Origin of the sequence: Streptomyces sp. NPDC001508 (assembly GCF_040298665.1) — a bacterium.
GTDB lineage: Bacteria > Actinomycetota > Actinomycetes > Streptomycetales > Streptomycetaceae > Streptomyces.
On record NZ_JBEPAP010000086.1, the window covers coordinates 1 to 25,629 of the forward strand.

The window sequence follows — 25,629 nt, forward strand, 5'->3', positions numbered from 1 at the left end:
GCGCCCTGGGACACCCGGTCCGGCGACGGACGGCACCGCCCCCTGCTCACCGGAGTGATGAGCAGGGGCATCGGACCGTCCAGGCCGAACCGGTGACCCCGGGGCGTGAGGGACCCCGCCCCCGCACCCCCGGACCACGGACACGATCCGTGCGCGCCGGACGCGGAGCGAACGCGCGGAACCAGGACGCCCAACACCGTTCGGGACGCCCGGCTGAGCACGAGTCCTGGCAACAGGACTCACTCCCGCTCAGTCTCTAGGAACGGTCAGTGTGTGATGCGGATCGTTGCCGACGCGGTCGAGGGTGTGTGCAGGTCGTCGCCGGGCCAGCTGACCGTGTAGGTCACGTCGCGCCGGGTGCGCGGGATGTCCTCGACGGTGAATGTGCCGTCCGCGGCGACGGTCACCGACGACAGGGTGCCGGTGCCGAGCCGGTCGGTCCGTACGACCTTCAGCACGGCGCGGTCCGGCAGGGCCTTGCCCTGGGCGGTGAACGTGCCGGTGATGGTGATCCCGGCGCCGAGCGATCCCTCGTCCGGCGCGGTGAGGGCGATCGAGGTGGGCGCCTTCGCGACGGTCACGGTGTGGGTGATGTCCTCGGCGGGGCGGTGGGTCAGGTCGCCGGGGAAGGACACCGTGTACGTGGCGTCGCCGACGAGGTCGGGCTCGTCGAGGACGGTGAAGGTGCCGTCCGCCTTGACGGTGGCGGCGCCCAGGTCGTGGGTGCCGGTCGGGTCCGTGCGGGTCGCCGTGACCTTCAGCGGCGTACCGGGGGCGGGTCCGTCGGACTCCAGCCTGCCGCGCAGGGCCAGCGGCTCGCCCGCGACCGCCTGGTCCGGGCTGTGTGTGAGGCCGCCGGTGAAGCAGGTGTCGTACTGCACCGCCGGCGGCTGGATGATGTGCAGCCAGAACTGGCCGCCGGCCGCGTTGGTGGTGACGGTGAAGAGACGGGAGCCGTCGGCCGACCACTCCATGCCGCGCGGGGCGACCCGGTCACCGTCGAGGCTGCCTTCGAAGACGAACTCCAGCGGCGCCGTCGTATCGGCCGGGTCGGCGGGCTGGAGCAGCAGGTCGGGCGTGGAGCCGGTGGCTGCGGCGCCGCGGGCGAGGTACTTTCCGTCGCCGCTGAAGGCGACCGAGCTGGCGGTGGCGCCGGCCGGGAGCGCCGGGTAGGCGTTCGCCGCGTCGGACAGGTCGTCGGTGTTGAGCAGCCGGGTGCCGTGGCCGGCGTCGGCGACCGCGATCTTGCCGCCGTCGGCGGAGAACGCCATGTCCTTCAGGTCGAGCGCGCCGTTGCCTGCGGCGTCGGCGAAACGGCGGGCGGCGCCGCGTACGAGGGCGCCGTCGTGGGTGTCGTACACCGTGAGGAAGGGGTTGGCCGCCTTGTCGTTGCGGGGCTGGCCCAGCAGCATCCGGTCACCGGGGCCTGCCTCAAGTTGGAGTTTTCCGTAGTCGTTCCAACCGGTGCGGGTGTGCAGGCCGTCGACTATGCCGTCCAGGTAGGTGGAGGCGGTGGCACAGGTGCCGACGTACTGCGAGTAGGGCGTGGTGAAGTACAACTGGCCGCCCGAGAAGGCGAGGTCGCGTCCGCAGGTGTCCGTGTAGGTGGAGGCGACGACGGCCGGTTCGAGGGTGGTGGTGTCGTACGTCTGGATCTGCTCGCGCAGTCCGGCGTAGAGCTTGCCGCTGTCGGCGCTGAGCGCCAGGCCGGAGACATGCGCCGGGGTCTGGAGGGTGGCCAGGTGTCCGCCCTGGAAGTCGTAGACGGCGATGGTGCCCTTGTTGAGGTAGTAGTCGGTGTTGCTGTCCGCGATGAACACGCGCTGGTGCACGGAGTCGACGGCGAGCGCCGAGTACGACGAGATCGGCAGTTTGACCACCGCCTCGGAGGCCGCCGCGTGTGCGGCGGGCGCCACGGCGACGGTCAGGCCGGCCCCCGCCAGTGCGGTGGCGAGCAGCGTCGCCGCCAGGCGCCCGGGACGGTGCGCCGTGTTCTGCCGGGGTGCGGTGCTCTGCCGGTGTGCCGTGTTCTGCCGGGGTGCGGTGCTCTGCCGGTGTGCGGTGCTCTGCCGGTGTGCGGTGTTCTGTTGGTGTGCGGTGTTCAACTGTGCCCCCCACAGGCCGTATTGGTGCCGATCGCGCTCGATGCGGCACCCGCCCATGAAACAACTGTGAAGATCCGCTGTTCAAGGGTTACACGCCTGTTGCCGGCCCGATGCACCGCACGTCGCATCCCCGTCTCCCCATGCGCCAAGATGAGTTGATCGATGTCAGCGAACCCCGGGCGGTGTCGTGTGCGGGCCGGGGCGGGCGGCGCGGGACGGAGGATTGTGACGTACGCAGGGGCGCTCAGGCGCGGAAGACGGGGATCTGCGGTGCTGGTCTGTGCGACGTTGACGCTGCTGGCGGGGTGCTCGGGGGAACCGGAGAGCGGGGCCGGTCCCGGCGCCGCCACCCCGGCCGCGACGGGCGGCGGCTCGGCGGCCGACGGCACGGGCAATAGTGGTACGGCCGACAGCGGTACGGGCAATGGCGGTGCGGCCTCGGCAGGCTCCGACACGGACTCCGGCCCGGACTCCGGTGCGGGTACGGCCGGTCCGCGGTTCCGGGCCGATGCCGCGCGGCTGCCCGAGACCCGTTCGCAGGCGCTGCGGCTGCTGCGTACCGTCACCGCGGGGCCGGACAGTTACGGGCCGGGCTACGAGCGCCGCACCCCCTACGAGAGCGATCCGGCCGACTGGCCGGTGCTGGGTTCCGACTGTGTCTGGCGGCAGGCGTCGCTCCCCGCCGACGTGCTCGGCACCCTCACCCGCTATGCCCGGCTCCCGGCCGGCGGGGGCAGGGGCGAGGTGCGCACCGCCGCGACGGTCACCGTGCACCGCACCGCGGGCCAGGCCGACGGGGAGATGGCCGAGACGCTGGAGGAGGCGCTGCGCTGCCCCGACCAGCAGTTGCGGGCCACCGAGCGGATCAGCGGTCTGAACTCGATCGGCTCGGGCTACGGTACGAACGGGAACACCTCGGCCGACGATGTGCTGCTGGAGATGGGCGAGTATCTGAATCCCGCCCTCGGCAAGCAGGCCACGCCCTACTTCTGGGACCAGGTCCGGCTCGGGCCGGTGACGATCGCCGTCGTCGTCGAGGGCGGCGAGGGGTACGCGCAGGGCGATCTGCTGGCCGCGCAGGCGCGCGCGGTGGCCGCCATGGAGACCAAGGTGCGCGGCGAACTGGGGGCCGACAAGTGATCGACCGCTCGCTGCGCCCAGGCGACCCCTCCTTCGTGGGCGGGCACCGGCTGCTGGTCCGGCTCGGCGAGGGCGGCATGGGCGTCGTCTATCTCGGCCGGACCGACTCGGGGGCGCTCGCCGCCGTGAAGGTGATCCGGGCCGAGTACGCGCTGGACGACGACTTCCGTACCCGTTTTCGCCGTGAGGCGGACGCCGCCCGGCGCGTGGACTGCCCCTGGGTGGTCAGGGTCACCGGCGCCGACCCGGACGCCGCGCGACCCTGGCTGGCCACGGTCTTCGAGCCCGGTCCCTCGCTCGCCGAGGCCGTCGGCCGGCACGGCCCGCTGCCCGTGCGGGCGGTACGGGTGCTGGGCAAGGCGCTGGCCCGCGCGCTGGCCGCGGTGCACGGGGCGGGACTTGTGCACCGGGACGTGAAGCCGGGCAACATCCTGCTCGTCGCGGACGGCCCCCGGCTGATCGACTTCGGCATCGCCCGCTCCCTCGACGCGACCGCGCTGACCGCGACCGGACTGGTGGTCGGCACGCCCGGGTTCCTCGCCCCGGAGCAGGCGGCGGGGGACGGCGACCGGGTCGGGCCGGCCTGCGATGTGTTCTCGCTGGGCTGTGTGCTGGCGTACGCGGCGACGGGCCGGCCGCCGTTCGGCGGCGGCCCGGTGGACGCCCTGCTCTACCGGACCGTGCACGACGAGCCCGATCTCGACGGCCTGGCCCAGCAGGACGAGGAGTTGGCGGCCGTGCTGCGGCGCTGCCTCGCCAAGGACCCGGCCGAGCGGCCCGCTCCGGACGAGCTGGACGCCGCTCTCGTGGAGGACGTGCCGTCGGGGACCGTCGACTGGCTGCCCGCCGCCGTCGTCCGCATGGTCGCCGACCGGTCGGCCGAGACGCTGTCCCTGCCGGAGATCGGGGCCACGATCATCGAGGGGCCGGTGCGGGACCGCGGCCCGTCGCGGCGCGGGTTCCTCGCGGTCGCCTCGGGGGGTGCGGCCGTTCTCGCCCTGGGCGGCGGTGCCGCGGCCTGGGCCGCGCTGCACGACGGCACCGCGAGGCACACCTCGGCCGGGCCCGGCTGGGCCATCGGCGTGCAGGCCGATCTGAGCGGTCCGGGGAAGGCGGCCGGGCGGGCGCAGGAGCAGGGGGCGCGGATCGCGGTGGAGGAGTTCAACGCGCGCCGCGGCCGGCCGTTCACGCTGCATCTGACGACCTCCGACGACGAGGGCCGGGCCGAGCGCGCCGCGGCGGCGGCCCGGCGGCTCGTCGACGACCCGGACGTCCTGGCGGTGATCGGGTCCAGCACGGACGCCACCACCCAGGCCGCCCTGCCCGTCTACGACGCGGCCCTGCTGCCCGTGCTGGGCATGTCCGCGGGACAGAACCTCGTACAGAACGTCCGCTCCTTCGTGCGCGGCCGGCCGCTGCACAACGTGGTCGCCATGAGCCTCGGCTACCAGTTGGAGACGACGGGCGCGGCGGCTCCGGTCGGGGTGCTGCTGGACCGCAGCGGCGGGGATCTCTCCTGGATGACCATCCAGATGGTCAACTTGGTCGTCCGCCAGTACGGCGACGCCACACACCCGCGGGTGGTGCCGGCCGGCACCGGCGATCTGACCCCCGTACTGACGGAGATGCGGTCCGCCGGCATCAAGGCGTTCGTGTACGCGGGCCCGCTCGACGGGGCGATCCGGGCGGCGCGGGGGCTGGCGGACTTCACCGGGCCGAAGTACGCGGCCGAGCCCGCCCTCGACGCCCGGTTCGCCGCCGAGCCCGCCGCGGCCGGGTGGACGGTGGTGGCCAGCGCGATCGGGCCGGGCGCGGCCGGCGTCCGCTCGTTCGCGCAGTCCTTCCGCACGCGCTACGGGCGCGCGCCCGGCTTCTGGGCCGCCGAGGGCTACGACGCGGCGAAGCTGCTGATCGGTCAGCTCGGTCAGCTCGTCGCGACGAACGGGAAACGGCCGGCGCGCAAGGCGCTGATCGGCCCGTTGCGGAAGGCCACGTACCACGGCATCACCCGGGACTTCGCCTTCGACCAGAAGAGCGCGGGCCAGCCGGTCCTGACCACGTCGGCCAGTTTTGTGCACCAGGTCATGGACGGCGAGTTCCACTATCTGGGCCCGGCCCCGGACAGGGCGCCGCAGCCTAGGACGGCGTGACGGTGCGCCGGCCGGGGGGCGGGCGGCGATGCGGCCGCTGACCGCCGCGGACCCGGAGTCGATCGGCGGGTACCGGCCGCTGGCCCGGATCGGGGCGGGCGGCATGGGCGTGGTGTATCTGGCGCGCTCCGCGGGCGGGGCCCTGGCCGCGGTCAAGGTGATCCGTGCCGAGCATGCCGCCGATCCCGGTTTCCGGGCCCGGTTCCGCCGCGAGGCCGCCGCGGCGGCCCGGGTCGACGGCCGGTGGACGGCGCCCGTGACGGCCGCCGATCCTGAGGCCGCCGAGCCGTGGATCGCGACCGCGTTCGTGCCCGGTCCCTCGCTCGCCGAGACGGTCGGCGGGCACGGGCCGCTGCCCGCGCACACGGTGCGTGCGCTGGGTGCCCGGCTCGCGGACGCGCTCGCCGCCGTCCACACGGCCGGGCTCGTGCACCGCGACGTCAAACCCGGGAACGTGCTGCTCGCCCTGGACGGCCCCCGGCTGATCGACTTCGGCATCGCCCGCGCGAGCGGCGCCACCGCGCTGACCGCGACCGACGTGATCGTCGGCACCCCCGGCTATCTCTCGCCCGAGCAGGCCCGGGTCCGCGACGCGGAGGTGGGCGCGCCGAGCGATGTCTTCTCGCTGGGCTGTCTGCTCGTCTATGCGGCGAGGGGGCGGCCGCCGTTCGGCAGCGGCTCAGCGGCGAGTGTGCTGTACCGCACCATCCACGAGGCGCCCGATCTCGACGGCGTCCCGGACGAGGCGCTGCGCGCGCTGCTCGCCCGCTGTCTCGCCAAGCATCCGGCCGACCGCCCGACCGCGCCCGAACTACGCGCGGAACTCGGGGAGTTCGCCATCGACGACTGGCTGCCGCCGGGGCTGCCCGCGGTCATCGCCGAGCGTTCGGCCGAGGTCCTGAACCTGCCGGAGCCAGAACGGCCCGCGCCGGACGACACGACACCTACCGGTACGGCGGCCGGAAAGCGGGCCGTGTCCGGCCGCCGCCGTTTCCTGGTGCTGGGCTCCGCGGCGGCGGGCGTCCTGGCCGCGGGCGGCGCCGCCGCCTGGCTCCTCGGCGGTCGCCGCGGGACGGACGCGCACGGCACCCGGCCCTCGCGCACGATCGCCGTGCAGGCCGATCTGACGGGCCCGGGAAAGGCGCTCGGCACCGCCGTCGAGCGGGGCGTGCGGCTCGCCGTCGAGCAGCACAACGCGCGCGCGGGCCGCGGTTTCGACCTGGCCCTCACCGTGCTCGACGACCGCGGGGACCCGGACCGGGCCGGAACGCTGGCCCGGCGGCTCGTGGCGAACCAGGCGGCGTGCGCGGTGGTCGGACCGACGTCCGACGCGACCGCGTTCGCGGTCCGTGACACCTACAACAAGGCCCTCCTGCCGATGGTGACCGGGTGGGCGGGCTCCGACGCCCTGTACAGCACGGTGTCGGTGACGGAGCCGGCCGTGTTCCAGGTCAGGCCGTCCGACGGCGCGATCGCCACGCCACTCGTCCGCTATCTCACCAGCGTCAGGCCGGTCACCCGTACCGCCCTGGTCGACGACCGGGCCACCCGGGACTACAGCTGGCTGGTCGCCACCTCGCTGACGGCGGCTCCGCCGTCCGGCGGGTCGGTCACCACGTACCCGGTGGCCGCGGACACCGACGACTTCGGTGCTGTCGCCGCCCGGGCGGCCCGAGCCGAGGCGGTGGTGTACTGCGGCGGTTCGCCGCGGCGGGCCGCCGCCTGCGCCCGCGCGTTGCGGGCGGCCGGGTTCACCGGTACGTGCGCCGCGACCGAGCCGGTGCTGGGCCCGGTGTTCCTGGACGCGGCGGGTCCGGCGGCCGAGGGGTGGGTCTTCTCGGCGACGTTCGTGGATCCGGCGCGGCTGAAGTCGGCCGCGGGGTTTGTCCGTTCGTACCGGCGGCGGTACGGCGTCGGCCGGGTGGGGCGGGGCGCGGCGGAGGCGTACGACGCGGCCGGTCTTGTCGTCCGCGCGCTGACCGCGGTGGGGACCGGTCCGGTGGACACCGGCACCTTGGCCCACTGGTTGCGGTCCCTGTCGTACCGGGGTGTGACCAGGACCATCGTCTTCCGGTCGGACACCGGCACCGTGCGGATCGACCCGGGTCTGTTCCTGTGGCGGGTGACGCACGGGACGCCGGTGTTCCTCGGGCAGTACCAGCAGGTGTAGGCGGCATGTGAACGCCGGCCGTGGCGGGAAAGCGCCGGCCCTGGCCGGGATGCTGCGGTGGCCCGTGTGCTTACCGCTGATCGCGCGCCCGCCGGGGCCTCGGCGGCGGCAGGCGAGGTAGCTGGCGCGCGGTGCGGGGCCGCAGCGTCCACGCGCCAGGGGGTGTCCGGCTCTACGCCCGGAGAACCGCGGCGGTCTGCGGCACCGCCGTCTCCTGCCGCTCGGGAGCAAGGGTGCGCACCGCACGGGCAGCGGGGCGCGGGGCCGGTGGTTCGTCCGGTGATGCGGTCAGGCCGTGCGCTTGCGGGACGCGGTGGACTTCTTGGCCGTCGTCTTCTTGGCCGTGGTCTTCTTGGCCGCCGCGCGGTCGGCGGACTGGGCGGTGGATTTCGCCGCCGTCTTCTTGGCCTGGGCGGACTTGGCCGTCTTCTTCCCCGCGGCGGCCGTGGTCTTCTTCGCCGCCGTCTTCTTCCGGCCGCCGGTCTCCTTGGGGGCCGCGCGGGTGGACCGGCGCAGCGTGGTGACCTCGGCGTGCTCCGCCTCCTCCTCGCCGCGGGACTCCTTGGCGGCCCGGACGCTGTTCTCCAGCGCGGCCATCAGGTCGAGCACCTTGCCGCCCGCGGCCGGGGCGGGCACCTCGGGAGGCTCCTCGCCGGCCGCCTTCGCGGCGATGACCTCCTCCAGGGCCACCTGGTACTCGTCGTGCAGATCGGCCAGGTCGACCTCGCCGAGCGTGTCCATCAGGGCGTCCGCGAGATCGAGTTCCTTGTCACGGACCGTGACATCGGTCTCGGGCGCGACCCCCTCGGGGGCCCGTACCTCGTCCGGCCACAGCAGGCCGTGCATGGCGATGGCCTCGCCCACCACCCGCAGCATGCCCAGGCGCTCCCGGCCGCGCAGCGCGTACTTGGCGATGGCGACCTTGTTGCTGCGCTTGAGCGCCTCGCGCAGCAGGGTGTAGGGCTTGGCGGCCGCCGCGCCGCCGGCCGCGAGGTAGTACGCGGCGCCCATCTGGAGCGGATCGATCCGTTCGGCCGGGACGAAGGCCACGATGTCGATCGTGCGCGCGGTCGGGATCGGCAGGTGGGCGAGGTCGTCGTCGGAGATCGGGACGATCGTGCCGTCCGCGTCCTCGTACGCCTTGCCGATCTCCGCACCGCTCACCTCGCGGTCCTCCAGTTCGCAGAACTTGCGGTACCGGATGCGGCCGCCGTCCTCGGTGTGGATCTGGCGGAAGGAGATCGAATGGCTCTCGGTGGCGTTCACCAGCTTGATCGGGATGCTGACGAGGCCGAAGGAGATGGCGCCGTTCCATATGGATCGCACGTGCCGCACCCTTCCATCCGGTTCGTGGTGATGTGTCCGCGAATATCTGGGATTGTCATCGTATGACGCCGATCACAGAGGTGGAGGGGCGAAGGGTGGCCCTCAGCAACCTGGAGAAGGTGCTGTATCCGGCGACCGGCTTCACCAAGGGCGAGCTGCTGCACTACTACGCGACCACATCCCGCGCCCTGCTCCCCCACCTGCGTGACCGGCCGGTGTCCTTCCTGCGGTATCCGGACGGGCCGGGCGGGCAGGTGTTCTTCACCAAGAACGTGCCGCCGGGTACGCCCGAGTGGGTCACGACCGCCGAGGTACCCAGGTCGGAGGGGCCCGCGCGGATGGTGCTGGTGCAGGATCTGGCCTCGCTGATGTGGGCGGCGAACCTCGTCACCGAGTTCCATACGCCCCAGTGGTCGGTCGGGGCGCCCGAGCAGGCCGACCGGCTGGTCTTCGACCTCGACCCCGGGGCCCCGGCGACGGTCGTGCACTGCTGCGAGGTCGCGCTGTGGCTGCGGGAGCGGCTGGCGGCGGACGGGATCACCGCGTACGCGAAGACGTCCGGGGCGAAGGGGCTGCATCTGCTGGCCGCGGTACGCGGGGCCTCATCGGAGCGTGCCTCGGAGTATGCGAAGGGGGTGGCCGTGGCGGCGGAGCGTGCGCTGCCGCGGCTGGTGGTGCACCGGATGACCCGGAGCCTGCGGCCGGGGAAGGTGTTCGTGGACTGGAGCCAGAACGCCGCGCGCAAGACCACGGCCACGCCCTACACGCTGCGCGCCCGGACCGAGCCGTCGGTGTCCGCGCCGGTCACCTGGGAGGAGGTGGCGGAGTGCCGGGAGGCGGGGCGGCTGGTGTTCCAGGCCGAGGACATGGCGGCGCGGCTACAGGATTACGGCGACCTGATGGCCCCGCTTCTCGACGGCGCGCACGCGACGGAACTGCCCTGACGAGGTACGGCGGGCCGCCTGCCGCGCCGGTCCTCACACCCGCAGCCATGTGTTCCGGTCGCGGGCCATCGCGTGCAGGGCCTCCACGTCCGCCGGCTTCAGCACCGCGCCCAGCCGGGACAGCGCCGGCACGTCCGTGTCCCGCAGCACGCGCAGCTCGCGCGGCGGAACGGTGACGGTGACCTCCGTGGCGCCCGCGAGGGCCAGGACCGGGCGGACCTCGGCGGTCAGGGCGTAGGAGGCGCGGTCGGCGTCGGCGCGGACACGGCGCAGCAGCGGGTGCGCCTCGCGGCGGCCCACCGCGACCAGCGGGTCGGTGACCAGGACGCGCTGCTTACGGGCGTACAGGCTGTGCAGGGCGAAGAGTCCGCCGGGGCCGATCAGCAGGTGGTGGATGCGGTCGCCGCCCGGCAGCGGGACGGAGTGCAGGGTGTGCCAGCCCGTGCCGTCCAGTCGGTCCAGGGCCTCGCCCACGGTCTGCTCGGCGAGCAGTTCCCGGCGCCGCGGGTCCGGCCGCAGCCGCCGGGCCGGGCCGGGGTTCCGGTCGAGGGCCACCAGCAGGGTCTCGCCGGGGCGGTTGGGGGCCAGGTCGTCGTCCGGGTGCAGGGAGAGCCGGGCCAGCTCAGCGGGCGTGGGCACGGGTGGTGGGCCCACGGCCACCGGGCCGGTCAGGAAGGGGCCCAGGGCCTCCAGTACGTCCTCTCTGCGGTCCTCGCTGAGCAGGTTGACCCGGGCCGCCTCACGGTCGTACCAGGCGACGTTCCTGCCGTCGACGAGGCATACGTACAGCCGTTCCCGGCCGTGCCGCCGGTCCGGCACCACGCGCAGTCCGCTCATGCAGCATCACCCCTTGACCATGGGAACAGGCGGGGCACGCCAGGGGCAAGACACGCTCTCGCTCGCGCTGGCGTCGGCGGGGTGGGCCGGTTCCAGCTCGGAGGTGCGCGTGAGATGCGGGGTGCGGGTCGCTTGTGGCCGGTCGCGCCGTTCCCCGCGCCCCTGGCGGGGCCGGCTCGGGGGTGCGCGTGAGATGCGGAGTGCGGGTCGCTTGTGGCCGGGCGCGGCGTTCCCCGCGCCCCTGGCGGGGTCGGCTCGGGGGTGCGTGTCCAGTGCGGGGTGCGGGATGAGTGTGGCCGGTCGCGCCGTTCCCCGCGCCCCTGGCGGGACCAGCTCGGGGGTGCGCGTGAGATGCGGAGTGCGGGTCGCTTGTGGCCGGTCGCGCCGTTCCCCGCGCCCCTGACGGGGCCGGCTCGGGGGTGCGTGTCCAGTGCGGGGTGCGGGATGAGTGTGGCCGGGCGCGGCGTTCCCCGCGCCCCTGGCGGGGTCGGGTCGGGGGTGCGCGTCCAGTGCGGAGTGCCGGTTGTGGGTGGCTGGGTGCGGTGTTTCTCGCGGCTCTGGGGGGGGGGTGGGTGGAGTTGTGCTGGACCCCTGGGGGGCACTGGGTTGGTTCTGTTGGGTCAGTGTGGGGGGACGGGGGGCAGGGGGGCTCCTAGCGTGACGAGCAGTCGAACTTCCTCTCGTTTCCCCTCGGAGGTCTCCATGGCCCTGTGTTCCGTCCTCGTCCGCACTCTCGCCATGGGCGCCGCGGCCTGTGCTCTGGTCGGCGCGTTCTCCGGCGCGCCCGCCGCCGCGGCGTCCCATACGGGTGAGGACCACCACTACCGTGGCGTGGTCACGGCGGTCAACGGTCTGTGGCTGCACGCCCGGCCCACCCGCGACAGCCTCCGCATCGGCTTCCTCCGGCGGGGCGAGATCGTCTCGATCCGCTGCGCGGTCCGCGGCGACAACGTCCGCGGCAACCCGCTGTGGTACCTCCTGACGGACGGCACGTGGGCCTGGGCCTCGGCCCGGTTCATCGACAACATCGGGCCCGCGCCACGCTGGTGCTGACCCCCAAAGCCCGCAAAGCCGCCGGTACGGGTAGGTTCCGGACATGACGAAGGCCGGAGCCGCCGTGCCGGCGGCGGACACCCCCACCCCCGTCGTACCGCTCCCCCGGCGCCGTGGCATCGAACTCGCCCTGATCGTGCTGGCCGTCCTGCTGTCCGTGTACGGCTACTGTGCCGTCGGCCTCGCGCGCACCGGTGCCGTACCGCCCGGGGCCGTCGGCTACGGCGCCGGGCTCGGGGTGCTCGCCCTGCTGGCGCATATGGCGGTCCGGCTCCGGGCGCCCGGCGCGGACTGCCTGCTGCTGCCGATCGGCGTGCTGCTCAACGGCCTCGGCCTGGTGCTGATCTACCGGCTCGACCTGGAGACGCCCGGCGACCGGGCGGCGCCCGCCCAGCTTGTGTGGTCCACGCTCGGTGTGGGGCTGTTCATCGTGGTGGTGGTGCTGCTGCGCGACCACCGGGTGCTCCAGCGCTACGCCTACGTCAGCGGCGCAGCGGCCCTCGGCCTGCTGATGCTGCCGATCCTGTTCCCCGCAGTGAACGGCGCCCGCATCTGGGTCCGGATCTCCGGATTCTCCATCCAGCCGGGCGAGTTCGCGAAGGTGCTGCTCGCGGTGTTCTTCGCCGCGTACCTGGCGGCCAACCGCAGCGCGCTCGCCTACGCGGGCCGCCGGGTCTGGTTCGTGCAGCTGCCCACCGGCCGGGTCCTCGGCCCGATCGTCACCGTCTGGCTGATCAGCGTCGGTGTCCTGGTCCTGGAGCGCGACCTCGGCACCTCGCTGCTGTTCTTCGGCCTGTTCGTGGTCCTGCTGTATGTCGCCACCGGCCGCACCGGCTGGATCGCGGTGGGCCTGCTGCTCGCCGCGTTCGGCGCGGTCGCGGTCGGCTGGCTGGAGCCGCATGTGCACACCAGGGTCGAGGACTGGCAGCACCCGTTCGCGACGATCGAGGCGGGTGAGGGCCCCAACCAGCTCGCGCAGTCCCTGTTCGCGTTCGCCGCGGGCGGTGTTCTCGGCAGCGGCCTCGGCCTCGGCCACTCCGTGCTGATCGGGTTCGCGGCCAAGTCGGACTTCATCCTGGCGACGGCGGGCGAGGAGCTGGGGCTCGCCGGGCTGTCGGCGATCTTCCTGCTGTACGGGCTGCTGGTGGAGCGCGGCTACCGGACCGGCCTCGCCCTGTGCGATCCCTTCGGCCGGCTGCTCGCCACCGGTCTGGCCTCGCTCGTGGCACTCCAGGTGTTCGTCATCGCGGGCGGGGTGACCGGGCTGATCCCGCTGACCGGCATGGCGATGCCGTTCCTGGCGCAGGGCGGCTCCTCGGTCGTCACCAACTGGGCGATCACCGCGCTGCTCATCCGGGTCAGCGACTCGGCCCGGCACCCGGAAGAGCCGCGGGCGGACCGATGACGCGGCACATCCGGCACGCCGCCGTGTTCTGCGCGCTGCTGCTCGCGGCGCTCCTCGTGAACGCCGCCCGGGTGCAGATCGTCGAGGGCCCCGCCTACGACGGCAATCCGGCCAACCGCCGTGCCACGATCGCCCGTTACGGCCAGCCCCGCGGCGACATCCTGGTGGGGGGCGCCCCGGTGACCGGCTCCCGGGACACCGGGGAGCAACTGCGCCACGAACGGACGTATACGAACGGCCCGTTGTACGCCCCGGTCACCGGCTTCGCCTCGCAGGTGTACGGGACGACGTTCCTGGAGCACGCGGAGGACGGCATCCTCTCCGGCTCCGATCCGCTGCTGTCGCCGTTCCCGCTGTGGAACGACGTGACCCGGGCGCGGAACCGGCCGGGGAACGTCGTCACCACGCTCCACCGGGCCGCACAGGAGGCGGCGTACCGGGGGCTCGGCGGGCGCAAGGGCGCGGTGGCCGCCGTGGAACCGTCGACCGGCCGGATCCTGGCGCTGGTGTCCAGTCCGTCGTACGACCCGGCCGTGCTGTCCGGGAACGGCGCGCCGGTGACGTCGGCCTGGGCCCGGCTCAACCGGGACCCGGACCGGCCGATGCTCAACCGGGCCGTGCGGCAGACCTATCCGCCGGGTTCCACGTTCAAGGTGGTCACCGCGGCGGCGGCGCTGGACGCCGGCCTGGTCGAGGACCTGGACCGGCCGACGGACTCCCCGGACCCGTACACGCTGCCCGGCACCCGGACACGCCTGACCAACGAGGGCGAGGGCTGTGCGGACGCCTCGCTGCGGGCCGCGTTCGAGTGGTCCTGCAACACGGTGTTCGCGAAGCTGGGGGTGGACGTCGGGGCCGAGAACATGGTGTCCACGGCGCAGGCCTTCGGTTTCAACGACACCGATCTGAAGATCCCGTTCTCGGTCGCGCCGAGCACCTTCGACACCTCGGTGGACAGGGCGCAGCTGGCGCTGTCGTCGATCGGCCAGTACAACACGCGGGCCACGCCGTTGCAGATGGCGATGGTGGCGGCGGCCGTCGCGAACGGCGGGCAGGTGCGGGCGCCGTATCTGGTGGAGCGGACCACCCGCAAGGGCGGTGAGACGCTGGGCACCGCCGGTCCGCGTGCGCTGCGCCAGGCGATGAACCCGGCGACGGCCATGCGGATGAAGGAGCTGATGACCGGGGTGGTCCGCGACGGCACCGGCACCAACGCGGCCATTCCGGGTGCCACCGTGGGCGGTAAGACGGGCACCGCGCAGCACGGCGTCGGCAACGCCGGTGTGCCGTATGCCTGGTTCGTGTCCTGGGCCAAGGCCGACGCCGATCTGGAGCCGAAGGTGGCCGTCGCGGTGGTGGTGGAGGACGCCTCGGTGGATCGCGGCGAGATCAGCGGCGGCGGTGACGCGGCCCCGATCGCCAAGGCGGTGATGCGGGCGGTACTCGGACTGTGAGGGGGTTCTGGCGGTCCGCCACGCCCGTGTCCGGCACGCCCCGTGGCGCCCGAGGAGGGCGCATACGGTCCGTCGCCGGCGCACCAGGGCGCGGTCGGCCGGCGTGCCTCCGGCCGGCCCGCCCGCCGCGCCAAGCCCCCCAGCCGGCGGAACGCCTCGCCGACGCGGCGGCCCAGGTAGCCGGTGCCCGTGTGGTCACGGCGGGCGAGGCCGGCATCCCCGTCAGTCCTCCGCGCCCGCCTCGATCGTCTGCTCCACCTCCGCCACCCGCTCCCGTTCCTCCGCCGCGAAGCGTTCCGCGTCCAGCTTCTCGGCGATCTCCTCGTCCTCGGCCATCAGCCGGTCGAGGTCACAGTCGCCCATTTCCAGGACGCCCATGTCGACGTAGGCCTGCTGGAGGCGTCTGCCCCACAGTCCGATGTCCTTGACGCAGGGCACGATCCGGCTGAACAGGAGCCTGCGGAACAGCTGGAGGAACTCGGAGCGCTCGCTCAGCTCCGCCGCCTGCGACCCGGGGATGCCGAAGTTCTCCAGCACCTCCACCCCGCGCAGCCGGTCCCGCATCAGATGGCAGCCCTCGATGACGAAGTCCTCGCGCTCGCGCAGTTCGGCGTCGGTGAGCTGTTTGTAGTAGTCCCGCAGCGCCATCCGGCCGAAGGCGACGTGCCGGGCCTCGTCCTGCATGACGTACGCCAGGATCTGCTTCGGCAGCGGCTTGTCGGTGGTGTCCCGGATCATGCCGAACGCGGCGAGGGCAAGCCCCTCGATCAGTACCTGCATGCCCAGGTACGGCATGTCCCAGCGGCTGTCGCGCAGTGTGTCGCCGAGCAGCGACTGCAGGTTGTCGTTGATCGGGTAGACGAGGCCGATCTTCTCGTGCAGGAACCGGCCGTAGATCTCGGCGTGCCGTGCCTCGTCCATGGTCTGGGTCGCGGAGTAGAACTTGGCGTCCAGGTCGGGCACCGACTCCACGATCCGCGCGGCGCAGATCATCGCGCCCTGTTCCCCGTGCAGGAACTGGCTGAACTGCCAGGAGGCGAAGTGCCGGCGCAGCTCGCCCTTGTCGCGGTCGGTCATCTTCGCCCAGTAGGGGGTTCCGTAGAGGACCATCGCCTCGTCGGGGGTGCCGAGCGCGTCGTACGGGTCGACGTCGATGTCCCAGTCGATGCGCCGCATGCCGTCCCACTGCTTGTCCTTGCCCTTCTGGTACAGGGCGAGCAGCCGGTCGCGGCCGTCCTCGTACTCCCAGCTGAACCGGGCCGCGCCGGTCGCGGGCACCTGCCAGAGGGGCTCTCCCGGGTCCTTGGCGTACACGTCATAGGTGGGCATGTCTCGCAGGCTCACACGTAGACGCCGAGTCAACAAGTCGTGTGCGAGGGATTGACCGGCTTTGCTGACAAGCAGTCTCATAAGTGCGGTGAGGTTGGACCACGGGCAACGAGGTGACGCAGCCATGACGACCCTGCCGGAAACCGACGCCCTCGACGGGCCGCGCGACGCGCTCGGCCCGCTCAAGGACCGCGAGCAGGTGGCCGAGCGGCTGCTCGCCTCTTCCGCCAGGCACTCCTTCGACCCCGACGGGGAACTGGACTGGGACGCGCCCTTCGAGGAGGGCACCTGGTTCTGGCCGCCGGAGCTGGTGTCGCTCTACGACACCCCGCTGTGGTGGCGGATGAGCGAGGACCAGCGGATCCTGCTCTCCCGGCACGAGGCCGCGGCGCTCGCCTCGCTGGGCATCTGGTTCGAGATCATCCTGATGCAGCTGCTGGTCCGGCACATCTACGACAGGGCGGCGACCAGCGCCCATGTGCGCTACGCGCTGACCGAGATCGAGGACGAGTGCCGGCACTCCAGGATGTTCGCCCGGCTGATCTCCCGCAGCGGCACGCCCTGGTATCCCGTGGGCCGCGCGCACCGGACCCTGGGCCGGATCTTCAAGACGGTCTCCACGACTCCGGGTTCCCTCACGGCGACGCTCCTCGGCGAGGAGGTCCTCGACTGGATGCAGCGGCTGACCTTCCCCGACGAGCGGGTCCAGCCGCTGATCCGGGGTGTGACCCGGATCCATGTCGTCGAGGAGGCCCGGCATGTGCGCTACGCCCGCGAGGAGCTGCGCCGCCAGATGATGACCGCCCCCAGGTGGTCCCAGGAGTTCACCCGGGTCAGCTCGGGCGAGTTCGCCCGGGTGTTCTCGGTGGCCTTCGTCAACCCCGAGGTGTATGCGAACGTGGGCCTGGCCAAGCGGGAGGCGATGGCGCAGGTGAAGGCCAGCGGCCACCGCCGCGAGGTGATGCAGGCCGGGGCCAGGCGCCTGACGGATTTCCTGGACGACATCGGGGTGCTGCGCGGTGCGGGCCGCCGGCTGTGGCGGTCGTCCGGACTGCTGGCCTGAGCCGCGACCGGGGGCGAGGGCCCCCGGGGGCGCCCCCGTCGAAAGCGGTTACGCTGCCGGTCATGACCCCGCCGGCCCCCAGCCCCGCCTACCGTCGGCTCAGCGTCGAGGAGCGCCGCAGTCAGCTCATCGACGCCGCGCTGTCGCTGTTCGCGCACCGCGCGCCCGAGGACGTGTCCCTCGACGACGTGGCGGAGGCGGCAGGGGTCTCCCGCCCGCTGGTCTACCGGTACTTTCCCGGCGGCAAGCAGCAGCTGTACGAGGCCGCCCTCAGGTCCGCCGCCGATGTGCTGGAGCAGTGCTTCGACGAGCCCCCTGAGGGCCCCCGGCTGGCCCGCCTGACCCACGCCCTGGACCGCTACCTCACCTTCGTCGACCAGCACGACACCGGCTTCAGCGCACTGCTTCAGGGCGGCAGCGTCGTGGAGACCGGCCGCACCGGCGCGATCGTGGACGGCGTCCGGCGGGCCGCCGCCGCGCACATCTACCACCACCTCGGCATCACCGACCCCGGCCCCCGGCTGCGGATGACCGTACGGATGTGGATCACCGCCGTGGAGGCGGCCTCGCTGATCTGGCTCGACGAGGGCAAACGGCCGCCCCTGGACGAGCTGCGGGACTGGCTGGTCGAGCAGTTCGCGGCCGTCCTGACGGTCACCGCGGGCCGTGACCCGCAGACGGCGGCGCTCGTCGCCGCGCTCGCCGAGGATGGCTGACACTGGTGCCGTGAAGAGTCAGGACATCCCGTTCGAGGGCGGGCCCATGGACGGGCGCGTGCTCCCGGTGCTGCTGGGCCCCACCGGCCACCCGCCGAAGACGTACCGCATCCCGGTGCCGGACGCGCACGGCGGGCCGCCCACCGTCCTCGTCTACCGCCGCGTGCCCCGTACCCACAGCAAGCGCATGGGGCTCGTGCAGGGCTGGAAGTACACGTTCGACGCCGAGGGCGGCAAGGCGGCGAGGGGCGGCGCCGGCATCCGGTGGCCCTGGTCCCGGCCGGCGGCCGGAGCGGACGCCACGTCGCCTGGCAAGCCGGATGACACCGACGGGTGACGCGGTTGCGCCGAACCGCGCACGTTCGGCGCGCGGGTCGCGCGCGTACCCCTGATGTTCACGGTGCGGAGGCGAAGATACGACAAAACGCCCGCCCGCATCGGAGGTGACATCGTGTCAGAAAGCTTGCTGCGCCTGGTGGGTACGGCCGCGGTCGTGGCCCAGGCCGCTTTCGCGCCCGTACCCGCCGCAGCCGCGCCGGCACCGCAGCGGCCCGTGGCCGAGCTGCTGACGGACCTTCAGAAGCTGTACCGGCAGGCCGAACGGTCCACGGAGACCTACAACGCCACCACGGAGCGGCTGACCCGGCAGCGTGCCGAGGTCGGACGGCTCGACGGGGAGCTGGCCCGCGCCCGGCGATCCCTGCACGACAGCCGCCGGGACGCCGCGCGGCTGGCCCGGCAGCAGTACCAGGGCAGCACCGCCCTCTCCCCGTACGTACGGCTGCTGCTGGCCCGCGATCCGCAGCGCGCGCTCGACGAGAGCCATGTGATCGGGCAGGTGGCCCAGGATCGCGCGCGCACGGTGGACCGGCTCCGAGCCGGTGAGAAGAAGCAGGACGCCCTGGTCCGCAAGGCCCGCAAGGCACTCGACGGGCAGGCCCGGCTCGCCGAGCGGCAGCAGCGGCAGCGGGACGACGTGCGCACCCGGCTCGCCGACGTCGAGAAGCTGCTCGCCTCGCTCAGCGCCGAACGGCTCGCCGAACTCGCCCGGTTCGAGCAGAACGGCATCGACGACGCACAGCGCAAGCTCGTCGCCTCCGGCTCGCTCAGCAGCGCACGGCCCCCGTCGCGACAGGGCGACCGGGCCGTGCGCTACGCCGTGCGGCAGCTCGGCAAGCCGTACCAGTGGGGCGCGCAGGGGCCCGGGGCGTACGACTGCTCGGGACTGACCTCACGGGCGTGGGAACACGCCGGCACGCCGATCCCGCGGACCAGTCAGGAGCAGTGGGCACGGCTGGCCCACGTCCCGCTGAACGAGCTGCGCCCGGGCGACCTCGTCGTCTACTTCCCCGAGGCCACGCACGTGGCGATGTACCTCGGCGATGGAAAGGTCGTCCAGGCCCCCCGCACCGGCGACCGGGTCAAGGTCTCCCCCATCGCGACCAACCCCATCCTGGGCGCAGTACGCCCCGACCCGAACCCCACCCCCTAGCGAACGCAAGGAACGCGCCCAGGGGGCGCGGGAAACGCGCTCAGGGACACGGGGAACGCGATCAGGGGCGCGGGGAACTGCGCGGCCGGTCACAACGAACCCGCACCAACCCACCCACACCAACCCCCACCACCCAGGGGCGCGGCGAACTGCGCGGCCGGCCACAACGAACCCGCGGCCGCCCGCGCACAGCAACCCCTACGGCGATCAGGCCCCGGCCACAGACGCCACGTACGCCTCCGACTTCTCCGCCTCATAGAAGAAGTTCTCGAAGTCGGCCGGATCGTTGAACCCGTTCGCGAACCGGTCCGCGACGGGCTGCAACTGCCCCGCCGCCCCGATCAGGTTCAGCACATGCTCCGGCGGCGGCGCGAGCATCGCGTTGGTCCACTTGGTGACGTGCCGGGCCGTCTCCCAGTACCGGTCGAACGTGGCCCGCATCCAGGCCTCGTCGAACTCCTTCTCCCCGTGTTCGAGGATCGACGCGAGGTAGGAGGCCGCGCACTTGGACGCCGAGTTGGAACCCTGCCCGGTGATCGGGTCGTTGGCGACGACCACGTCCGCCACGCCGAGCACCAGACCGCCGCCGGGGAGCCGGCCGACGGGGTTGCGCACGGTGGGCGCGTAACGGCCCGCCAGCACACCGCCCGCGTCGGTCAGTTCCGCCTTCGTGGCCCGCGCGTGCTCCCAGGGGGTGTACCGCTCCATGAGTTCCAGGGTCAGGGAGAGGTGTTCGCCCGGGTCCTTGACGCCGGCGAAGACGTCGAGCGGGCCGCCCGGTATGCCCTCCCAGAACAGGATGTCCGCACGGCCGGAGGTGGTGAGGGTCGGCATGACGAACAGCTCGCCGACGCCGGGCACCAGGTTGCAGCGCACCGCGTCGAACTCGGGGTGCTCCGGGCGCGGGCCGAGGCCGTGGACGTAGGCCACCGCGAGGGCGCGCTGCGGCTCGCCGTAGGGCGAACGCTCGGGGTCGCGGGCGAACATGGACACCAACTCGCCCTTGCCCGCCGAGACCAGCACCAGGTCGTAGGTGCGGGAGAAGTAGTCGAGGTCGCCGACCGCCGCGCCGTGGATGACCAGTTGGCCGCCGCGCTGCGCGAACGTCTCCATCCAGCCGGCCATCTTCACCCGCTGGTCGACGGACTGCGCGTACCCGTCCAGCTTGCCCACCCAGTCGATGGCCCGCTGCGCGGGGCCGGGGTCGAAGGAGCCGGGGGCCGCGACCGAGACGCCGAGTCCTTGGATCTTCGGGGCCTGGGACTCCCAGAAGTTCAGCTGGAGATCACGCTCGTGCTGCAGCGCCGTGTGGAACATGCACTGCGTCGACATGACCCGGCCGGAGCGGATCTCGTCCGCGGTCCGGTTCGACATCAGGGTGACCTCGTAGCCGTGGGACTGAAGTCCGAGGGCGAGCTGGAGCCCGGACTGGCCGGCTCCGACGACGAGTATCTTCCGCATGCGGGTGGTGCCTCCTGGAGGGCGACGGTGGGCCTACGGCCTACTCGGGGGTTTCGTCGAGCGCGTGGGCGACGAGGGCGAGGAGGGTCTCGATCACCGATATCCGGCGCCGCGCATCCATGATCATGACAGGTACGTGCGCGGGGACGGTGAGCGCGTCCCGGACGTCCTGCGGGTCGAACAGCTCGCTGCCGTCGAAATGGTTGACGGCGACGACGTACGGCACCCCGCAGCTCTCGAAGTAGTCGAGCGCCGGGAAGCAGTCCTTGAGGCGGCGGGTGTCGGCGAGGACGACGGCGCCGATGGCACCCCGCACCAGGTCGTCCCACATGAACCAGAACCGCTGCTGACCCGGCGTGCCGAACAGGTAGAGCACCAGGTCGTCGTCGAGCGTGAGGCGGCCGAAGTCCATGGCCACGGTGGTGGTCAGCTTGCCGGGCGTGGCGGTGAGGTCGTCGGTGGCCTCGCTCGCCTCGGTCATCAGCGCCTCGGTCTGCAACGGCGTGATCTCCGAGACGGCGGTGACCAGCGTGGTCTTGCCGACACCGAAGCCGCCCGCCACGACGATCTTCGTGGCCGCGGGCGCCCGGGTGCGGTCCGTCTGCCAGGACTTCAGCTCCTCGTCGGGCTCGACGACGAGGGGGGCGACGCCGACGGCGTCAGAGACGACGGAGTCCACTCAGCACCCTTTCCAGCAGAGCGCGGTCCGGCCGGCCGACACCGTGATCGGTTCCGGTTCCGTACACACGGATCTTTCCTTGGTCCGCGAGGTCGCTCAGGAGCACCCGGACCACGCCGAGCGGCATGTGCAGCAGCGCGGCGATCTCGGCCACCGTACGCATGCGGCGGCACAGTTCGACGATGGCCCGCATCTCCGGCATGACCCGCGAGGTGAGATTACCGTTCGTCAGTTCCTTGCGCTCCTCCGGGGACTCCAGTGCCTCCGTGCCGGCCACGAACGTCTCCACGAGGAGGACATGACCGAAGCGGGTGCGGCCGCCGGTGAGCGAGTAGGGGCGGACCCGGGCGGGCTTGCGGTCGCCGCCGCGGACCGGGAGTTTCTTCGGAGCGCTGCTCATCGGGGACTCCCCGTCGACTCGGACTCCAGGGATTTTCGCAGCTCACTGCGGAGTTCCGGGGTCAGCACATGGCCGGCCCGGCCCACGAACAGCGCCATGTGGTACGCCACCACGCTCATGTCGCAGTCCGCGGAGCCGTGCACTCCGAGCAGCGAGCCGTCGCTGATCGACATCACGAGGAGGCTGCCCTCGTCCATCGCGACCATCGTGTGCTTGACCCCGCCGGAGTCCATCAGCTTGGCGGCGCCGAGGGTGAGGCTGCCGATGCCGGAGACGATGGTGGCCAGGTCGGCGGCGGAGCCGCGGGGGCCGGTGCGCGGCGTCTCCCCGGCCTCGCGGGCCTCGGCGGCGCGGGCGGGGTCGGAGGACAGGAGCAGCAGGCCGTCGGAGGAGACCACGGCGACCGACTCGATGCCCGGCACCTCCTCGACCAGGTTCGTCAGCAGCCAGTGCAGGTTGCGGGCCTCACTGCTCAGTCCGAAGGTACTGGGCGCGGTCAACTGCTTGCCTCCTCGACGGTGCCCCCCGTGGCTTCTCCGGCGGTGCGCTGCGCGGTCTGGGCCGCGGGTCTGCTGGTCTCGCCTGTCTGTTCCGCTGTCTCGGCCTGTTCCGCTATCTCGGCCGCGACATCGCGGCGGCCGGCCTCCGCTCCACTGCGGAAGCCGCCGAGCCTGCGGCGCAGGGCGTCGGCGTCGACGGACCCGGACTGCCGGCGGGGGGCCGGGGCGGATGCGGTGATCTTCGGGGTGCGTTTGGGCAGGCCCTTGTCGGTGAGCAGGTCGGGCGTACGCTCGTGGGCCGCCTCGTCGCCGCCGGAAGCGGCGCCGGTGGCGGGCGCCTGGGCGTCGTCGCCGGACCGGGGGGTGCGCGGCGCGGGAATCCCGTGGGCCCCGGCCTCTGTGGCGGATGCGGGAATTCCGTGAGCCCCAGCCTCCGTGCCGGGCGCGGGGAACCCGTGGGCCCCGGCCTCCGCGCCGGGCGCGGGAATCCCGTGGGCCCCGGCCTCCGCGCCGGGCGCGGGAATCCCGTGGGTCCCGGCCTCTGTGGGTGGTGCGTCCTGCCGGGCCGCCGCGGCGTCGACGGCCGCCGGGTTCGGCGCCAGCAACTCCATGGTCGTCTCAGCGAGCCTTTCCGAGGACCCGCCGACCCCCGGCACGACACCATGCCCGACCGGATACTCAGGCACGGCAGCATGCTCGCCGGGACCATTCCCGTCCGCCGGCACGTCCGCGTGGCCTGCCTGCCCGGCCGGATGTCCCGGTGCCGCGGCGTGCTCGACGGAGCCGCTCCCGGCCGTCTGCCCAGCCGGACGCTCAGGCACGGCAGCATGCCCGCTGAGACCATTCCCGTCCGCCGGCACGTCCGCGTGGCCTGCCTGCCCGGCCGGATGTCCCGGTGCCGCGGCGTGCTCGACGGAGCCGCTTCCGGCCGCCGGCGTGTTCGTCTGTCCTGCCCGGTGTCCCGGTGTCTGGGCGTGCTCGGACGGGCCGTTCCCGGACGCCGGTGCCTCCGCCTGGCCCGCCGGGTATTCCGGTGGCTGGGTGTGTTCGGGGCGGGGGCTCTCGGGGGCCGGGGGGGCGGTCCGGGGCGTGGGCTCGGGCGGGGGGCCGTCCGTGGTGGTCGCGTCCCGTACGGTCTGCTCGGCGAGCGCGACCAGCGGGTCGACGTCGGCCGTCCGGCCGTGCAGCACATTGGCGTTGGCCTCGGCGTCCGCGCCGGGCAGGGAGACGGGCCGGGCGCCGCCGGACACGGTCGCCGGGGACGGGACGGCCTTCGCCGGGGCGCTCGTCAGCAGCTCCTGGGTGAGGACCACGACCGCGGCCACACCACCCTGCTTCTGCTCGCGCAACTGCACCCGGACGCCGTGCCGGTGCGCGAGGCGGGCCACGACATACAGGCCGAGCCCGAGACCGTCCTCGCTCTCCCGGCCGTACGCCTCGTCCGGGTCGAAGTCGGCGAGGCGGGCGTTGAGCCGTTCCAGGCGCTCGGCGGCCATGCCGATGCCCTCGTCCTGCACCGAGAGCATCACCTCGCCGCTCTCCAGCAGCCAGCCGGAGATCTCGACGGGCAGGTCAGGCGGCGAGAACGAGGTGGCGTTCTCCATCAGTTCGGCCAGCAGATGGGAGATGTCGTCGGCCGCGAAGCCGGCCATGTGGGCGTGCGGCGGCAGCGCGGCGATGCGAACCCGTTCGTAGCGTTCGATCTCGCTGACCGCGGCCCGTACCACATCGACCAGCGGCACCGGGCCGTGGTGGTTCTGGACATGCTCGGTCCCGGCGAGGACCAGCAGGTTCTCGCTGTGCCGGCGCATGACCGTGGCGAAGTGGTCGAGCTTGAACAGCGTGGCCAGCCGGTCGGGGTCCTGCTCGCGTTCCTCCAGGCCCTCGATGACGGCCAGCTGCCGTTCGACCAGGCCGAGCGTGCGCAGCGCCAGGTTCACGAACGTGCCGCCGATGCCGCCCCGCAGCTGCTCCAGGTGCGCCTGGGAGGCCGCGAGTTCGGCCCGCAGTTCCTCGCGGGTGTCGGCCATCTTCTGGCGCTGGCCGACCAGGTGCTTGCGGTCGCTCTCCAGGGTGGCGATGCGCTCGTGCAGGGCGGCGGCGCGCGCGTGCAGGGCGTTGACGGAGCGGACGGCCTGGGCGAACTCGTCGTTGCGGCCGGTGAACGTGATGGGTTCCTCGGCCGACGGGTTCTCGGCCTCGGCCAGCCGTGCCGAGCCGCGGCGCAGCACCGACAGCGGTCGGGTGAGGGTGCGGGCCAGCGCGGTGGCGCTGCCGACGGCGAGCAGCAGCAGGGCGCCGAGGGCGGCGACGCGGATCTCCAGCGCGGTGACGTCGTCGTCGCGCAGCGCTTCCAGGTCCTTGGTGCGGCGGTCGTAGAGAGAGGACTCCACGCCCCGCATCAGGTCGACCCGTGCGGACAGCGCGGCGTCCAGCTTCTTGGCGCTGGTGGCCAGTTCGTCGTCGGAGAGCGTCGGCTGGTCGGTGAGGGCGGCGAGGTACTTGTCGGCGGAGTTGACCTCGGGGCCGGTGACCGTGGAGTCGTACGTCGTGACGGCCGGCTTGGGCGCGCCGTCGCGGAAGTCGGCGAGGGCGGCGGCGGCCCGCAGGCGGGCCTGCTGGGCGGCGGCGGTGAGGGCGTCGCGCTGTTTCTTGTCGGCCTCGGAGGTGACCGCGGTCGTCGTGGGCAGTCCGGTGATGGGGTCGATCACCGTCTGGGTGGTGCTCGGCACGTTCAGGGCCGCGAGGAGCAGCCCGCGGGCGGCGGCGGACTGCTGGACGGCGAGGTCCAGCTCGGCGAGTGCGTAGGTGCCGGAGCCCGCCCGCTCGGGCATCCGCTCGGCCAGTTCCCCGGCCAGCCGGTGCAGGTCGGTGATGGTCGCGGTGTAGGCCTGGTGGGCTTCCAGCGCGGTGCTCTTGCCGGTGAGCGCGGCCCGGCGGACGGAGGCGACGGCGTCGAGGTCCGCGCGCAGCCCGGCGGGTGCGTCGGGGTCGGCGCGCAGGTCCTCGACCTGCTGGTCGACGCGGGCGCCGCGGTCTTCGGAGGGTGCCTTGGACTTGGGCCGGCCCGCGGCGATGTAGGAGGTGACCTCGTCGCGTTCGTCGGCGAGCGCGTGCGCGAGGCTCAGCGCGCTCTCGGTGCGTGAGGCGAGGGTCACCAGTTCCTGGGTGTCGCTCAGCTGTCCGGAGGCGGTGAGCAGGGACGGGGCGCCGGCCCCGGCGACGGCCGCGGCCACCACGGCCACGGCGACGATCAACCGGTTGCGTACGTGGGTGGGGCGGCCGGTGCCGACGGGTGTGTGCCCGGCGCTCCCTTCGGGGGTCGTCTGCCTGCCCTTGCGCCGAGGCCGCTTCATCTGCACCGGTGCTCGCATTCCTGAACTCGTCTGCCCATGGGTCCGGGTG

20 protein-coding genes and 1 pseudogene are annotated in these 25,629 nt (G+C 73.1%); 12 read left to right on the plus strand and 9 right to left on the minus strand.

The window, feature by feature from the left end; all coding sequences use genetic code 11:
• Positions 1-260 (plus strand): annotated as a pseudogene (locus tag ABT245_RS41775) (IS200/IS605 family accessory protein TnpB-related protein); the annotation flags it as partial.
• A gap of 6 nt (positions 261-266) precedes the next feature.
• On the opposite strand, the gene ABT245_RS41780 reads toward ABT245_RS41775, so the two are convergent.
• Positions 267-2,105, minus strand: coding sequence for a WD40 repeat domain-containing protein (locus tag ABT245_RS41780; protein WP_351745139.1), 1,839 nt, complete (start codon positions 2,103-2,105; stop codon positions 267-269).
• A gap of 270 nt (positions 2,106-2,375) precedes the next feature.
• Here ABT245_RS41780 and ABT245_RS41785 point away from each other — a divergent pair, with 270 nt between their 5' ends.
• Genes ABT245_RS41785 through ABT245_RS41795 form a run of 3 tightly spaced genes read left to right on the plus strand, consistent with a single transcriptional unit; the run spans position 2,376 to position 7,565 of the window.
• Positions 2,376-3,245, plus strand: coding sequence for a hypothetical protein (locus ABT245_RS41785; RefSeq protein ID WP_351745142.1), 870 nt, complete (start codon positions 2,376-2,378; stop codon positions 3,243-3,245).
• On the plus strand, positions 3,242-5,395 hold the full coding sequence (locus ABT245_RS41790) for a protein kinase domain-containing protein (protein ID WP_502982301.1): 2,154 nt from the start codon (positions 3,242-3,244) through the stop codon (positions 5,393-5,395). The genes ABT245_RS41785 and ABT245_RS41790 overlap by 4 nt, the downstream gene beginning before the upstream one ends.
• A gap of 28 nt (positions 5,396-5,423) precedes the next feature.
• A complete protein-coding gene (locus ABT245_RS41795; RefSeq protein ID WP_351745144.1) occupies positions 5,424-7,565 on the plus strand; it encodes a bifunctional serine/threonine-protein kinase/ABC transporter substrate-binding protein in 2,142 nt (713 codons plus the stop codon).
• A gap of 288 nt (positions 7,566-7,853) precedes the next feature.
• Here the strand turns inward: ABT245_RS41795 and ku are convergent, their stop codons facing one another.
• On the minus strand, positions 7,854-8,891 hold the full coding sequence (gene ku / locus ABT245_RS41800) for a non-homologous end joining protein Ku (protein WP_502982302.1): 1,038 nt from the start codon (positions 8,889-8,891) through the stop codon (positions 7,854-7,856).
• A gap of 62 nt (positions 8,892-8,953) precedes the next feature.
• On the opposite strand from ku, the gene ligD reads away from it, so the two are divergent.
• Positions 8,954-9,835, plus strand: coding sequence for a non-homologous end-joining DNA ligase (gene ligD / locus ABT245_RS41805; protein WP_351745148.1), 882 nt, complete (start codon positions 8,954-8,956; stop codon positions 9,833-9,835).
• A 33-nt stretch (positions 9,836-9,868) separates the two neighbouring features.
• Here the strand turns inward: ligD and ABT245_RS41810 are convergent, their stop codons facing one another.
• Positions 9,869-10,672, minus strand: a complete 804-nt coding sequence (locus ABT245_RS41810; RefSeq protein ID WP_351745150.1) for a nuclease-related domain-containing protein — start codon at positions 10,670-10,672, stop codon at positions 9,869-9,871.
• 702 nt (positions 10,673-11,374) lie between these two features.
• On the opposite strand from ABT245_RS41810, the gene ABT245_RS41815 reads away from it, so the two are divergent.
• The 3 genes from ABT245_RS41815 to ABT245_RS41825 are packed head-to-tail and all read left to right on the plus strand — an operon-like array spanning position 11,375 to position 14,584.
• The gene (locus ABT245_RS41815) at positions 11,375-11,725 is read left to right on the plus strand and encodes an SH3 domain-containing protein (RefSeq protein WP_351745153.1); all 351 of its coding nucleotides are present in this window, start codon (positions 11,375-11,377) and stop codon (positions 11,723-11,725) included.
• 43 nt (positions 11,726-11,768) lie between these two features.
• Complete coding sequence (locus ABT245_RS41820) at positions 11,769-13,130, plus strand: FtsW/RodA/SpoVE family cell cycle protein (protein WP_351745156.1); 1,362 nt, start codon at positions 11,769-11,771, stop codon at positions 13,128-13,130.
• The gene (locus ABT245_RS41825; RefSeq protein ID WP_351745158.1) at positions 13,127-14,584 is read left to right on the plus strand and encodes a penicillin-binding transpeptidase domain-containing protein; all 1,458 of its coding nucleotides are present in this window, start codon (positions 13,127-13,129) and stop codon (positions 14,582-14,584) included. The genes ABT245_RS41820 and ABT245_RS41825 overlap by 4 nt, the downstream gene beginning before the upstream one ends.
• A 222-nt stretch (positions 14,585-14,806) precedes the next feature.
• Here the strand turns inward: ABT245_RS41825 and ABT245_RS41830 are convergent, their stop codons facing one another.
• Positions 14,807-15,913: a ferritin-like domain-containing protein gene (locus ABT245_RS41830; protein WP_351745161.1), complete on the minus strand. Its 1,107-nt coding sequence runs from the start codon at positions 15,911-15,913 to the stop codon at positions 14,807-14,809.
• 124 nt (positions 15,914-16,037) lie between these two features.
• Between ABT245_RS41830 and ABT245_RS41835 the strand changes: the two genes are divergently transcribed.
• The 4 genes from ABT245_RS41835 to ABT245_RS41850 all read left to right on the plus strand — a co-directional run bounded on the left by ABT245_RS41835 (position 16,038) and on the right by ABT245_RS41850 (position 19,184).
• The gene (locus ABT245_RS41835) at positions 16,038-16,976 is read left to right on the plus strand and encodes an AurF N-oxygenase family protein (RefSeq protein WP_351745164.1); all 939 of its coding nucleotides are present in this window, start codon (positions 16,038-16,040) and stop codon (positions 16,974-16,976) included.
• 62 nt (positions 16,977-17,038) lie between these two features.
• Complete coding sequence (locus ABT245_RS41840) at positions 17,039-17,692, plus strand: TetR/AcrR family transcriptional regulator (RefSeq protein ID WP_351745166.1); 654 nt, start codon at positions 17,039-17,041, stop codon at positions 17,690-17,692.
• Positions 17,693-17,702: 10 nt separating this feature from the next.
• The gene (locus ABT245_RS41845; protein ID WP_351745168.1) at positions 17,703-18,029 is read left to right on the plus strand and encodes a DUF8847 domain-containing protein; all 327 of its coding nucleotides are present in this window, start codon (positions 17,703-17,705) and stop codon (positions 18,027-18,029) included.
• Positions 18,030-18,143: 114 nt separating this feature from the next.
• Positions 18,144-19,184: a C40 family peptidase gene (locus ABT245_RS41850; protein WP_351745170.1), complete on the plus strand. Its 1,041-nt coding sequence runs from the start codon at positions 18,144-18,146 to the stop codon at positions 19,182-19,184.
• 207 nt (positions 19,185-19,391) lie between these two features.
• Here ABT245_RS41850 and ABT245_RS41855 read toward each other — a convergent pair whose 3' ends face one another.
• The 5 genes from ABT245_RS41855 to ABT245_RS41875 are packed head-to-tail and all read right to left on the minus strand — an operon-like array spanning position 19,392 to position 25,586.
• Positions 19,392-20,645 carry a styrene monooxygenase/indole monooxygenase family protein gene (locus ABT245_RS41855; RefSeq protein ID WP_351745173.1) on the minus strand — a complete coding sequence of 418 codons (1,254 nt, stop codon included), beginning with the start codon at positions 20,643-20,645 and terminating at the stop codon, positions 19,392-19,394.
• A gap of 40 nt (positions 20,646-20,685) precedes the next feature.
• The gene (locus ABT245_RS41860; RefSeq protein WP_351745176.1) at positions 20,686-21,324 is read right to left on the minus strand and encodes a GTP-binding protein; all 639 of its coding nucleotides are present in this window, start codon (positions 21,322-21,324) and stop codon (positions 20,686-20,688) included.
• Positions 21,305-21,724, minus strand: a complete 420-nt coding sequence (locus ABT245_RS41865; protein ID WP_351745178.1) for a DUF742 domain-containing protein — start codon at positions 21,722-21,724, stop codon at positions 21,305-21,307. Before ABT245_RS41865 ends, ABT245_RS41860 begins: the two co-directional genes overlap by 20 nt.
• Positions 21,721-22,224, minus strand: coding sequence for a roadblock/LC7 domain-containing protein (locus ABT245_RS41870; RefSeq protein ID WP_351745180.1), 504 nt, complete (start codon positions 22,222-22,224; stop codon positions 21,721-21,723). Before ABT245_RS41870 ends, ABT245_RS41865 begins: the two co-directional genes overlap by 4 nt.
• On the minus strand, positions 22,221-25,586 hold the full coding sequence (locus tag ABT245_RS41875; RefSeq protein ID WP_502982303.1) for a sensor histidine kinase: 3,366 nt from the start codon (positions 25,584-25,586) through the stop codon (positions 22,221-22,223). The genes ABT245_RS41870 and ABT245_RS41875 overlap by 4 nt, the downstream gene beginning before the upstream one ends.
• Between the last annotated feature and the right edge of the window lie 43 nt (positions 25,587-25,629).